13 protein-coding genes are annotated in these 12135 nt (G+C 70.8%); 12 read left to right on the top strand and 1 reads right to left on the bottom strand.

Going from position 1 to position 12135, the window contains the following annotated elements; all coding sequences use genetic code 11:
* Positions 1 to 22 precede the first annotated feature (22 nt).
* The 8 genes from ACIA1L_RS13390 (at position 23) to ACIA1L_RS13355 (ending at position 8350) form a co-directional block, all read left to right on the top strand.
* Positions 23 to 124: a daptide-type RiPP gene (locus tag ACIA1L_RS13390; protein ID WP_396073062.1), complete on the top strand. Its 102-nt coding sequence runs from the start codon at positions 23 to 25 to the stop codon at positions 122 to 124.
* A gap of 56 nt (positions 125 to 180) precedes the next feature.
* Positions 181 to 342, top strand: a complete 162-nt coding sequence (locus ACIA1L_RS13385) for a daptide-type RiPP (RefSeq protein WP_396072922.1) — start codon at positions 181 to 183, stop codon at positions 340 to 342.
* Positions 343 to 510: 168 nt separating this feature from the next.
* On the top strand, positions 511 to 2130 hold the full coding sequence (mpaP, locus tag ACIA1L_RS13380) for a daptide biosynthesis intramembrane metalloprotease (protein WP_396072921.1): 1620 nt from the start codon (positions 511 to 513) through the stop codon (positions 2128 to 2130).
* Between the two features lie 57 nt (positions 2131 to 2187).
* Positions 2188 to 4713 (top strand): class III lanthionine synthetase LanKC, encoded by a 2526-nt coding sequence (lanKC, locus tag ACIA1L_RS13375; RefSeq protein WP_396072920.1) that lies wholly within the window; start codon positions 2188 to 2190, stop codon positions 4711 to 4713.
* Positions 4707 to 5984 (top strand): YcaO-like family protein, encoded by a 1278-nt coding sequence (locus ACIA1L_RS13370; RefSeq protein ID WP_396072919.1) that lies wholly within the window; start codon positions 4707 to 4709, stop codon positions 5982 to 5984. Before lanKC ends, ACIA1L_RS13370 begins: the two co-directional genes overlap by 7 nt.
* A 17-nt stretch (positions 5985 to 6001) precedes the next feature.
* The gene (locus tag ACIA1L_RS13365) at positions 6002 to 6883 is read left to right on the top strand and encodes an ABC transporter ATP-binding protein (protein WP_396072918.1); all 882 of its coding nucleotides are present in this window, start codon (positions 6002 to 6004) and stop codon (positions 6881 to 6883) included.
* Entirely contained in the window at positions 6880 to 8112 is a 1233-nt protein-coding gene (locus ACIA1L_RS13360) for an ABC transporter permease (RefSeq protein WP_396072917.1), read from the top strand. Before ACIA1L_RS13365 ends, ACIA1L_RS13360 begins: the two co-directional genes overlap by 4 nt.
* Positions 8113 to 8152: 40 nt before the next feature.
* Complete coding sequence (locus ACIA1L_RS13355; protein WP_396072916.1) at positions 8153 to 8350, top strand: hypothetical protein; 198 nt, start codon at positions 8153 to 8155, stop codon at positions 8348 to 8350.
* A gap of 51 nt (positions 8351 to 8401) precedes the next feature.
* Here ACIA1L_RS13355 and ACIA1L_RS13350 read toward each other — a convergent pair whose 3' ends face one another.
* A complete protein-coding gene (locus tag ACIA1L_RS13350) occupies positions 8402 to 8851 on the bottom strand; it encodes a hypothetical protein (RefSeq protein WP_396072915.1) in 450 nt (149 codons plus the stop codon).
* Between the two features lie 114 nt (positions 8852 to 8965).
* On the opposite strand from ACIA1L_RS13350, the gene ACIA1L_RS13345 reads away from it, so the two are divergent.
* The 4 genes from ACIA1L_RS13345 (at position 8966) to ACIA1L_RS13330 (ending at position 12133) form a co-directional block, all read left to right on the top strand.
* Entirely contained in the window at positions 8966 to 9481 is a 516-nt protein-coding gene (locus tag ACIA1L_RS13345; protein ID WP_396072914.1) for a hypothetical protein, read from the top strand.
* Positions 9482 to 9507: 26 nt separating this feature from the next.
* Positions 9508 to 10353 carry a DUF4097 family beta strand repeat-containing protein gene (locus tag ACIA1L_RS13340; RefSeq protein WP_396072913.1) on the top strand — a complete coding sequence of 282 codons (846 nt, stop codon included), beginning with the start codon at positions 9508 to 9510 and terminating at the stop codon, positions 10351 to 10353.
* Positions 10354 to 10433: 80 nt separating this feature from the next.
* The gene (locus ACIA1L_RS13335; RefSeq protein WP_396072912.1) at positions 10434 to 11357 is read left to right on the top strand and encodes an ATP-binding cassette domain-containing protein; all 924 of its coding nucleotides are present in this window, start codon (positions 10434 to 10436) and stop codon (positions 11355 to 11357) included.
* Positions 11354 to 12133, top strand: a complete 780-nt coding sequence (locus ACIA1L_RS13330) for an ABC transporter permease (RefSeq protein WP_396072911.1) — start codon at positions 11354 to 11356, stop codon at positions 12131 to 12133. Before ACIA1L_RS13335 ends, ACIA1L_RS13330 begins: the two co-directional genes overlap by 4 nt.
* Positions 12134 to 12135: the final 2 nt, after the last annotated feature.

Below are 12135 nucleotides of genomic sequence, written 5' to 3'. Positions count from 1 at the left end.
CGAGGCGGAGCTGGAGCTGGAGATGCAGGAGCTGGAGGCGCTGGAGGCCCCGGGCTTCTGGACCGGTGTCAGCATCGGCGCCACGATCAGCTCGGCCGTGGCCACGTCCGTCGCCATCACCTGACCGGTGGCAAGGCGGAACGCCCCGACCGCAACGAGATCTGGAGAGGAGGAAGACCAATGAACGAGAACCTGAACGCCATTGAGTCCGGCAAGGACGAGGCGGAGCTGGAGCTGGAGATGCAGGAGCTGGAGGCGCTGGAGGCCCCGGGCTTCTGGACCGGTGTCAGCATCGGCGCCACGATCAGCTCGGCGGTAGCCACGTCCGTCGCCATCACCTGACCGGTGGCATCGGCACCCGTGTTCCGCGGCGTGTACGCCACGCCCCGTCTGCGGCATTGACCCGTAGGCCCTGCCTCGGCCCGCTTCCGGCATGCAATGAGCTGGGCCGAGGCAGGGGAACGGTTTCCCCCCCGCTCCTCCGCCTCCACCGTTGACCAGGAGTTCGACGTGAGTGTCATCGACGCCACGCCCGCGACGCATCTGACACGACCTCGTCGAGCGCCGGGCACCGAGATCCATCCGCCCGCCAGCGCCGCGACCAACCAGTGGATGTTGCAGCGCGGGCCCAAATACGTGCGGGTTGGCGAGCACGTCGCCCGTCTCGCCGAGCAGCTCGACGGCGCGCACGACAACACTGAACTGGCCGAGCGCATGGGCTGGTCGCCCGCGGTGGTCAGCCGGGTCGTGGCGCAGCTCGACGGTCTCGGCCTCATCGACGACGGGACGATGACCGCGCCGGGCCGCCCGCGCCTGCTCCAGATCGTCCCCCCGTTCACCATCCAGCTGACGCTGCTGCGGCCCGGCCGCACGATGCAGCGCCTGCGGCCGGCTTTCGCCGTACTCGCGAGCAGCATCGTCGGCTATCTGGCACTGCTGGTCGGCGTGGCGGGCCTCGCGGCCCTCGCGGTGCAGGCGGGAGACGTTCGCCGCGCGCTCGGCGAGCCACTGCCCTTCACCACGTACGCCGGGATGCTCGCCGCCCTGCTCGTCGCGACCTCGATCCACGAGCTGGGGCATGCGGCCATGCTGATCCGCTACGGCGGAAAACCGTCGCGCATCGGCATCATGCTCTTCTACTTCCTGCCCGCGTTCTTCTGCGACGTGTCCGACGCCTGGCGCCTTCCCGACCGGGGACAACGCGTCCGGGTCGCCCTGGCCGGGCCCGCGGTGCAGGCGTTCCTCGGCAGTCTCGCCGCCCTGACCGCCCTGACCGTCGAGCCGTCGGACCTCAAAGTCGGCATGGTGTTCTTCGCCGTCGGCAGCTACGTGACCAGCGTGCTGAACCTGCTGCCGCTGGTGAAACTCGACGGCTACATCGCCCTGATGAGCCTGGTGGACGTCCCGTTCTTGCGCGGCCGGGCCATCGCCGACGCCCGGCGGGCACTCGCCCGGGGCCTGTTCGGCGGCACCTACCCGCGGGAACTCACCACCCGGTGGACCGTCTGGTACGGCCTCGCTTGCCTCGCTTTCCCGGCATACCTCCTGGCCACGGCCGGTGCGCTCTGGGTGGATCTGCTCCAGCGGGCCGGGGTCGTCGGGCTCAGCATCGTCCTGCTGGGCCTCTGCTACGCCGGCTACCTGCTTGGCCGCGGAATCCGGCGGATGGCCGCCGAGATGCGCGCCGCCGGGGTGCGGCGTGGCCGGGTGGTCGGCGTGACCAGCGCACTCCTGCTCGCTGCCGGGGCGGCGATGTTCGCCCCGGTGCCGTACTCGGTCGAGGGAGCGTACGTGACCGAGGGCGGTCAGGTCCGGCTCGTGCTGCCGGACAGCGCGGACGTCGCGATGCTCGCCCCCGGACAGCGGGTCGACCTGCTCAGCAACGGCGCGGTCCTGCGCTCGGAGCTCGGGCAGGCCACGGTCGCCGACGACGCCGGTGCGGCCGGATCCGCGCCGCTCTCCTCCTTCTTCCCGATCCGGATCGACCCCGCGGTGCAGCTTCCGGTCACCGGATACGCCCTGGACGTCACGGACGCGCCGGACCGGCCGACTGCGGCAGCCCGGGTTCACGCCGGTGAACTGCCCCTCTGGGAGCTGGCCTACCGCTCCTACGTGCGCCCCTTCATGTAAGCCCACCATCCACCGGCAGCCCTGCTGTCCCGAGTGATCACGGACAGGAGACGTCACGTGCTCGACTTCAGATTCCTCGACTTCATCCGGGAAGGTTCGCTCTTCTACGACGCCCCGGACAGCACCGGCGCGGAGAAGGACTTTCGCGCCGGACAGTCCCCCGGACCCGGCTGGACCGTCGACCGCGGTCGCGAGTGGACGGTCTGCACGCCACCCGTCCTCGACATCCCCGAACAAGGCTGGAAGATCCACGTCGCCGCCACCCTGGGCAACGCGGCCGAGCTGCTCGACATCGTGGCGCCGTACTGCGTGGAGCGGGGGCTGCTCTTCAAGTACATCAACAACCGGGAGATCCTCGGCCGCCGCGGCAGCAAGTACGGTGACCGCACGGCCAGCGGCAAGTTCATCACCATCTACCCGCCGGACGTCACCGTCCTCGAGCAGGCGCTGAACGAGCTGGAGGAGCTGATCGGCGGCGCGCCGGCACCCAACGTGCTCAGCGACCTGCGCTGGCGCAACGGCCCGCTGTTCGTCCGTTACGGCGGTTTCGTCCTGCAGCTGGTCCGCGCCGACAACGGCCGGATGGTCCCGGCGATGCGCGACCCGGACGGGCAGCTCGTTCCGGACGTGCGGCGGCCCAGCTTCCGCCCGCCGAAGTGGGCGCCGCTGCCGCCGTTCCTCGCCTCGGCGATGGAGCAGCGCCAGCAGGGCAAGTTGAGCAACTTCCCGTACAAGGTCTACCAGGCGCTGCACTTCTCCAACGGCGGCGGCGTCTACCGGGCGCGGGACACCCGCACCGGGCGGGAGGTGCTGGTCAAGGAGGCCCGCCCGCTGGCTGGGCTGGACGCCTCCGGCGACGACGCGGTCATCCGGATGGAGCGCGAGCACTGGGCCCTAGAACAGCTCACCGGCCTGCCGTTCGTCCCGGCGCTGCTCGACTACCGCAGCGGTCACGAGCACCGCTACCTGGTCCGGGAGTTCGTGGACGGCGAGCCGCTGATCGACATGTTGCAGGCCCGGCACCCGTTCGTGCTCGGCGAGGAGGAGCCGGCGCAGCGGGCCGCGTACCGGGACTGGGCGCTGGGCATCATCGACCAGGTCGCGACCGCCGTCCGGGCCATGCACGAGCGTGGCGTAGTTTTCGGTGACCTGCACCCCGGCAACATCCTGGTGACCGCGGACGGGTCGATCCGGTTCATCGACATGGAGACGTCCACGCCGGTGGCGGACGGCCGCCCGCAGAGCATGGGCGCCCTCGGCTTCCACGCCCCCGGGCATCTCAAGGGCGCCGACACCGACCTGTACGCCCTAGCGGTGCTGCGGCTCAGCCTGTTCACCCCGCTCCCGCAGATCGTGCAGTGGGGGGTCGGCAAGATCCGGCAGCTGATCGAGCTGGCCGCCCGCGAGTTCGACCTGCCCGCCGACGTCGTCGCCGAGCTGGAACGCAGCCTCAGCGCCGACGCGCTGGGCACGGCCGCCGACCACTCCCTGACCTGGCCGTCCGATCTGGCGGGCAGCGACATCCGGCAGCGCATCGCGACCAGCATCCTCGACGTGGCCACGCCCGAACGCGACGATCGGCTCTACCCCGGCGACGCAACGCAGTTTCTGGTCCCGGGCGGCGGCACAACCTTCGCACACGGCGCGGCCGGGGTGCTGTGGGTACTCGCCCGCGGCGGGTACGAGGTGCCGGAATCGCACGTGCAGTGGCTCGTCGACCACGCCATGCGGCTCAAGGATGTCGGCCCCGGATTCTTCAACGGCCTGGCCGGGGTCGCGTACGCGCTGGAGGAGCTGGGCCGGCACGCCGAGGCCACCACGATCATGGACCGGGCCATCGCGATGCCGGTCGATCAAGTGGACGGCTCGGTCGCGGACGGGTGGGCCGGGCTCGGCCTCGCCGCCCTGCACCTGGCCGAGGTTCGTGCCGATCCGGCGTACCTGGCGGTTGCCGAGGAGATGGGCAGGCGGCTGGGCGAACGGGATCCCGAGGCCACGGACGGTAAGCCGCGGGTGGGTCTGTTCTCCGGGCGTACGGGCGTGGCGATGTTCCTGCTGCGCCTGCACGACCACACCGGCGACCGGGCGCACCTGGAACGGGCGATCGAGGAACTGCGGTCCGACGCGCGGCTCGCCGGACTCGACAGCTTGCAGGCCGACCGCCGGTTGGGGCCGGGCCTGGCCGGAACCGCGGGCATGGCGATGGTGACGGCGGCCATCCTGCGGGAGCGGCCGGATGCGGAACTGCGCCGCCTGCACGACGTCCTGCTGGGCCGGGTGCGCTCCCAGTTCCTCATGCCGGGCGGACTCTTCACCGGTCGGGCCGGAGCGGTGCTCGCCATGATCGACCAGGCGCCGGCCGCGGACCGGCTCGCTGCCCACGTCGACGCGCTGAGCTGGGAGGCGGTCGCGCCGGAACCCGGTCAGGTGCATTTCATCGGCACCCACGGCTACCGGCTCTCCACCGACCTTGCCACCGGCTCCGCAGGGGTGCTGCTGGCCTTGGACGCTGCCGCCGAGGGCACGGGAAACCTGCTGCCTTTCGTGGCCTACGAGCCCCGGGCGGTGCTCGCGCAATGGTGATCGACGTACCCAGGACGCTCGCCCCCGGCACGGGGGTGGCGAACCGGATGTCCCTGCTCCCGCCGCAGCCCGACAGCCCGCTGTGGAGTGTCGGGGTGGAACTCACCGCCGCCGGTGGCCTGCCCGAGGAGGAGATTCCGCTGTCCGCCCGCATGGTCGGTGCCAGCGGGAACTCCCGGGCGGACGCGCTGGTGCGGGGCGCGGGTGAGGCGGTCGAACGCTTCGCCCTGCACCCCCAGCCGGGGCTGCGGACCGTACGCGGAAAGGCCACCGACCTGGCGGCACCCACCCTGGCGGCACATGATCTTGCGCTGGGTGCCCCCGAGTCGGCGACCGCCGAGCTGACCTGGGTGCCGGGACGCCGGTTGCGCGACGGCGCGGAACTGCTCGTGCCGCTGCCGCTGGTGGACTGGCCCGCGACGGACGCCGAGAGCCACCTGTTCGATCCGGGGCCGTCCGGAGCCGCCGCGGGCAGCAGCCCGGGGATGGCCCGCCGGGCCGCGCTGCTGGAGATCGTCGAGCGGGATGCCGTCATCTGCGCGTGGGAGCGGGGGCTCCGGTTGCCGGCGTACGGGGATCTGGACGCCCTCGCCGTGACCGGCCCGGAAGACGTCCGGGACCGCACAGCGTTGGCTGGTCTGTGGCAGCGCGCGCTGACCCAGGGGATCACGCCCGGTCTGTCGCGGATTCCGACCGCGGTGCCCGGGCTCTGGTCCACAGTGGGGTCACTCGTCGACCGGCCCGGGCCGGGTGCGCTAGCCACGGTGGGCCTGAAAGCGTCGGACCGGCCGTGGGCCGCGCTGCTCGGCGCGTTCCAGGAAGCCTGGCAGGTGCGTGCGGCGTTGCAGGCCTCGCGGACGGCCGGATTCGCCGGGCCGCCGGACGGGCCACTCGTCACCGAGCAGGACCGGATCGGCTTCATGCTCACCGCCGACGGATACGAGTGCATCCGCGACTGGGTAGCCGGCTTCACCCCCGCGGTGGCCGACACCGTGCCGCAGCCGGTCACCGACGAGGCGGTCATCGAGGCGATCCTGGCCGACGGCGGCGACCCGGTGGAGGTCGACCTCACCGCGCGGCTGCCCACGGCGCTGCGCCGGATGGGCTGGCACGCCACCAAGATCTTGCCGGTCGGCTACCAGCACCTGCGGATGGACGAGACGCACCACTGGAGCTGGAACCGGCCCCGGATCGCCACCGCCGCGGACCGCACCGGCTGCGAAGCGCGCTACCCGGGCTGCTCTGCCGACCGGCCCCACCCGTTGCCATGAGAGAGGTTGGAGGAAACGTGCTGGAACTGGACAACGTCGTGCGCCGGTTCGGTGACCGTACGGTGGTCGACGAGGTGTCGTTCCGGGTCCGCCCCGGGCTGGTCACCGGCTTCGTCGGCGGCAACGGTGCCGGCAAGACCACGACCATGCGCATGATCATGGGCGTCCTGGCGCTCAGCGCCGGGGAGATCCGCTGGAACGGCCGCCCGCCGACCCGGGAGGACCGGCGCGCGTTCGGCTACATGCCGGAGGAACGCGGCCTCTATCCGAAGCAGTCGGTGCTGAGCCAACTGGTCTATCTCGGGCGGCTGCGCGGACTCGGCGCCGCCGGGGCCCGCCGCGCCGTCGAGGACCTGCTCGACCGGTTCAGCCTCGCCGAGAAGCGGGACGCCAAGCTGGAATCGCTGTCGCTGGGCAATCAGCAGCGCGTGCAGATCGTCGCGGCGCTGATGGGCGAGCCGGGCCTGCTCGTGCTCGACGAGCCGTTCTCGGGCCTGGACCCGATCGCGGTCGACAGCATGGCCGAGGTGCTCCGCGAGATCACCGGCCGTGGCGTGCCGGTTCTGTTCTCCTCGCACCAGCTCGACCTGGTCGAACGGCTCTGCGACCACCTCGTCGTGCTCAGTGGCGGCCGGGTCGTCGGTGACGGCAGCCCGGACCGGCTCCGCCGTCAGGGCCGGGTTCGGCACCGGCTGCGGACTGCGGCGGGCACCCGGTGGGTGCGCGACGTCGCCGGCGTCACGGTCGTGACGGAGAACGACGACACCGTACTGGTGGAGATAGCGAATTCCGAGGCAGCGGACGGGCTGCTGACCGAGGCCCTCCGGCGCGGAACGGTCCGCGAGTTCGCCGAAGTGGTGCCCAGCGTGGGTGACGTGTTCCGGGAGTTGGCGGCATGACAGACACATTGATCAGGGAACCGGCCACCGCGACTGCGGCACCGGCCGCCGCTGCGGTGAAGCCGGAGAGCGTGTGGCTGGTGGTCGCGCTGCGGGAGATGGCGGTGAAGCTGCGCAACCGGGGCTTCCTCATCTCCACCGCGGCCACCCTGCTGCTCATCTTCGGTGCGCTCGGCCTACAGGTCTACCTCGGTTCGGTGGCCGGCAAGATCGAGGTCGCCGTTACCGGGTCCCAGGCTCCGGACCTGCTGCGGCAGGCCGCCGCGGCAGCCGAGGCGGCCGGCGAGGAAGTGACGTTCACACCTCGGTCGCTCAGCTCCGCCGATGCGGTGAAAGCAGCCGTGTCGTCCGGCGAGATCGAGGTCGGCCTGCTGCCGGGACCTGATGGGTGGACGCTGGTCGGTAAGACCGACCGCAACTCGGTGGCGGCCACCTGGATCGGCGCGGCCGCCGCCCGGTCTGCGCTGGACCGCAACGCCACCGCCGCCGGTACGACGACAGCCCAGCTCAGTGCGGGCGCTGACGTCGGTTACACCCTGCTGGCACCGAGCGACACTCCGCGGGAGGTCGTCATGGCGGCCACCTACATTTTCGGCTTCCTGTTCTATCTCGCCGCGGTTCTGCTGGGCGTGGCACTCGCCACGTCCATCGTGGAGGAGAAGCAGAATCGCGTCGTCGAGATCATCGCCAGTTCCATCCGGCTCCGCGATCTGCTGATCGGCAAGATCGTGGGTAACACCGTCATGGCGCTCGGCCAGATCGTCGTGCTCGCGGCGGGTGGCGTGGCGGCTCTGCTGGCGACGGGCGAGTCGGCGGCCCTGCGTCAGATCGCCCCCGCCCTCGGCTGGTTCATCGCGTTCTACGCAGTCGGCATCGCAGTGCTCGCCTGCGTGTATGCCGTGGCGGGTGCGATCTCCAGCCGGGTCGAGGACATCCAGTCCAGCACCACTCCGGTGAGCTTGGTGGTCGCGCTGGTCTTCATCGCCGGCATCTCGGTGTCCGGTCCGGTCCGCGAGATCCTCTCGTTCCTCCCGCTCGCCTCGACCATCACCATGCCCGGCCGCATCATCGCTGGTGAAACGGCCTGGTGGGAGCCCGTAGCCGCGCTCGGCGTCTCGGTGCTCGCCGGAGCCCTCATCATCGCGATCAGCGAGCGAATCTACCGCCGCGCCCTGATGCAGACGGGCGGCAAGCTTTCCCTCCGCCAAGCAGTGCAGCTGGCGGACTGACGACCAACGGTGATTATCCCCAACCAGAAGGAGAACAATCATGGCTAACAACGCCGAGACCGCCCGCAAGACCACCACGATCGGTGCCCTCACCGCGGTGCTGGCTGGCCTCCTGGTCGTCCTCATCACCAGCGACAGCCTGAACGCGGGGGTCCGTTACAGCCTTGGCGCAGTGGTCACGCTGGCCATCGTGGTGTGCGCGTACCGGCTGCGGGTGGCGGTGAGCGCCGGCAAGTGACGTAGCAGTTCGTGCAGGGGCCGTCACCTCAGGTGACGGCCCCTCGCCGTGTCAGGAGGATGCGGCCTGGACCTGCCACATGGCGATGACCACACCCAGGACGAAGATCTGCGTGGGCAGCGGCACGGTCGGCAGGTCGACCTCGACGTCAGTGCGCCAGAAGCCCGCCTGCCTGATCGATCCCACCCGGTGGCCGGCGACGTGCAGCTCCTGCTCGCTGCTCCACAGTGAACGGCGCTGGAACTGGTATTTCTGTCGGTCCGCTTCGACGGTCCACTGTTTGCGCCCGACCCGATTCGCGGTGGCGAGTTCCGCGCCCGTGGCGTCGGTCATGGTGAATTGAGTGCCCCAGCCGTTGCTCCGCACCTGGTAGCGCTGGCCGTCGAGGACGAAGTCTCCACCGCTCTTCCAGCGCGCGTTGTCCCAGACGGCGATGGTTCGTCCCTCGGTGCTGATCTCGTAGGAATTCCGCCATCCACCGCGCCGTTTCGCCATGATCATCCGAAAGATGGTAGTCGATGCCATCGCGGTGCGGCTCGCCGCGACACTGTGCCTTGACACCACCGTGATGCCAAAGGGTTGCGGATGGCATCACGGTGGTGTCATAGTGGTGCCATGGAACTTCGACCGTACGTTGACGCTCTGCGGCACGAGTTGGCCGTTGCCGCCGCAGCCGGTGGGGAAGACGCTCGGGAACTGGCCGAGCGCCTCACCGCGCCGCTCGAGTCGGCGGTGCGGCTTGCACTGCTGGACGCGCTCTCCGCAGCCGCCGCCGAGATCACCCGCGACCTCGCACCCGGGTCCGTCGACCTGCGGCTCCGCGACCGGGAGCCCAGCTTCGTCGTAACGCTGCCGCCAGCCGACCCGTGGCTCGACCAGCCGCCCGCGCCACCGGTCGCCGCACCGGCGCCGGCCGCGGCGCCCGGCGAAGACGAAGCCACCGTACGGATCAGCCTGCGCCTGCCCGAACACCTCAAAGGTCGGGTCGAGCAGGCCGCCGCCCAGGCCGGCGTCTCGATCAACACCTGGCTGATCCGAGCTGCGGCCGCCGCAGCCGATGGCACCACCCCGCAGCCCGCAACCGGTTCCGCCACCACTGGCGGCCAGCGGTTCAGCGGCTGGGTCCGATGATCACCCGACGAGAACGGAGCAGCGCCATGCCCACCTTCGACACCCCCGGACCGATCGCCGTCACCGCCGACCTCACCGCCGGCGACCTGCGGGTGGTCGCCAGCGAGCGGACCGACACCGTCGTGCACATCCGGCCGGGCGACGACGCCAGCGAGCGGGACGTCCGAGCCGCAGAGCAGACCCGGGCGGATCTCGTTTCCGGCGTTCTGACCGTACGCGGACCACGGCAGCCCGGGCTCGGCATGTTCGGCAAGGTCGGTGTGGTGGAGGTCGTGATCGAGCTGCCCGCCGGGTCGGACCTGGAAGCCAAGCTCGGCGCCGGCGGGATCCGGTGCACCGGAGCGCTGGGGGCCTGCCGGTTGCGCACTGGCGCCGGGGACCTGCAGGTCGAGCAGGCAACGAGCCTGTCCCTGCGGACCGGGCTAGGGCTGGCCGCCGCCGAAACCGTCACCGGTGACGCCACACTGACCACCGGATCGGGGCGGCTCCGAATCGGGTCGGTCGCCGGCCCGGCCGTCCTGAAGAGCGGCAACGGGGAGGTGTGGGTCGGGCACGCCGGCAGCGAGCTGAAGGTCAGCTCGGCCAACGGGGACATCTCCGCCGACCACGCCGGTGACTCGCTGACCGCGAACACCGCCAACGGTGACATCCGGGTCCGCGAGCTGGTCCGCGGTTCGACGACGCTGCGCAGTGCGGCCGGACGCATCGAGATCGGCATCCGGCAGGGCACCGCGGCCCGGCTCGACGTGCACACCCACTACGGCAAGGTGCTCAACGAGATGACCGCCGCGGCCGGACCGGCCGAGACCGACGAACAGGCCGAGGTGCGGGCCCGTACCGGCTTCGGCGACATTCTGATCCGCCGCTCCTGACCCCACCCGTCAGCCCCGGCCGGTGAGCACCCGCCCCGGCCGGCGCTGACGCCTGCGCAAGAAACGCCAGGGAGACATCGATGAAAACCATGATCACGACGACGGGTCTACGGAAAAGCTACGGCGACAAGGTCGTGCTCGACGGCATCGACCTGTCCGTTACCGAAGGCACCGTGTTCGCCCTGCTCGGCCCGAATGGCGCCGGCAAGACGACGATGGTGCGGATCCTCGCCACTCTGCTGCCGGCCGGCGCCGGATCGGTCCGCGTCGCCGGTTACGACCTGGCCCGGGAACCCGAGCGGGTGCGGGCCACGATCGGCCTCACTGGACAGTTCGCGGCGGTCGACCGGCTGCTGACCGTACGGGAAAATTTGCGGTTGATGGCCGACCTGCACCGGCTCGGCCGGGCCGAAGGCAGCCGGCGGGTGACCCGGCTGATCGACCGTTTCGACCTCACCGAATCGGCCACCAAGCCGGTGTCGGCGCTGTCCGGCGGGCAGCAGCGCCGGCTGGATCTGGCTATGACCCTGGTCGGTGAACCCCGGCTGATCTTCCTGGACGAGCCGACCACCGGCCTCGACCCGCGCAGCCGGCACGAGATGTGGCGGATCGTCCGCGAACTCGTCGCCGAGGGCGTGACCGTCTTCCTGACCACGCAATATCTGGAAGAGGCCGACCAGCTCGCCGACCGGATCGCCGTGCTCGACCACGGCCGGATCGTCGTCGAAGGCACACCCGATGAGCTCAAACGGCGCATCCCCGGCGGCCACCTGCTGCTGCGGTTCAGCGACTCGCTGGCGCTCGACGCGGCGGCCGAAGCGCTGCACTCCGCACAACGCGACGACGAGGCGCTGACCCTGCAGGTGCCCAGCGGCGGCGACCTCGGCTCGTTGCGGGCGGTGCTCGCCACGCTCGACGAGGTGCGAGCCGAACCGGAGCACCTGACCATCCACACCCCGGACCTGGACGACGTGTTCTTCGCCTTCACCAAGGAGCCCCGATGACCACCCTGGCGCACGCGCTCGTTGACTCCCGAACCATGCTGCGGCGGCAACTGCTGCATCTGCGCCGCTATCCGTCCCTGACCGGGATGCTCATCGGCCTGCCGGTGATCTTCCTGCTGCTCTTCACGTACGTGCTGGGTGGCACGCTCGGCGCGGGGATCGGCGGCGGCCGCGCGGCGTACGTGAACTATCTGACCCCGGGAATCCTGCTCTTCACCGTGGCCGGCGCCGCCGCTGGACCGGCCATCTCGGTGGCTACCGACATGACCGAAGGCATCGTCGATCGGTTCCGCAGCATGGCGATCGCCCGAGGCTCGCTGCTGACCGGACACGTCCTCGGCAGCCTGGTGCAGAACTTCCTGGCATTGGCCGCCGTGCTCGGTGTCGCGGTGCTCATCGGGTTCCGACCGACCGCCACCGCCGTGGAATGGCTCGCCGTGTCCGGCGTCCTGCTCGCCACCGCATTCGCGCTGACCTGGTTCGCGGTGGCGCTCGGCATGGTCGCCGACAGCGTCGAGACGGCCAGCAACACTCCCATGTTCCTGAGCCTGCTGCCGTTCCTGGGCAGCGGATTCGTGCCCACCGACACGATGCCGGCCGGGCTGCGTGCGTTTGCTGAGCACCAGCCGTTCACCCCGATCATCGAGACGCTGCGCGGACTGCTGCTCGGCTCCGGAATCGGCACCAGCGCCGTCGTCGCGCTGGCCTGGTGTGCGGGTATCGCCCTGCTGTCGTACCTGTGGGCGAAGCGCTCGTACAACCGCCGCAGCGCCTAGGG

The organism is Actinoplanes sp. NPDC051859 (assembly GCF_044452725.1).
In the GTDB taxonomy this organism is placed as follows: Bacteria; Actinomycetota; Actinomycetes; order Mycobacteriales; family Micromonosporaceae; genus Actinoplanes.
The sequence above is the reverse complement of the archived record's forward strand: the minus strand, read 5'-3'. Positions and strand labels throughout refer to the sequence as shown.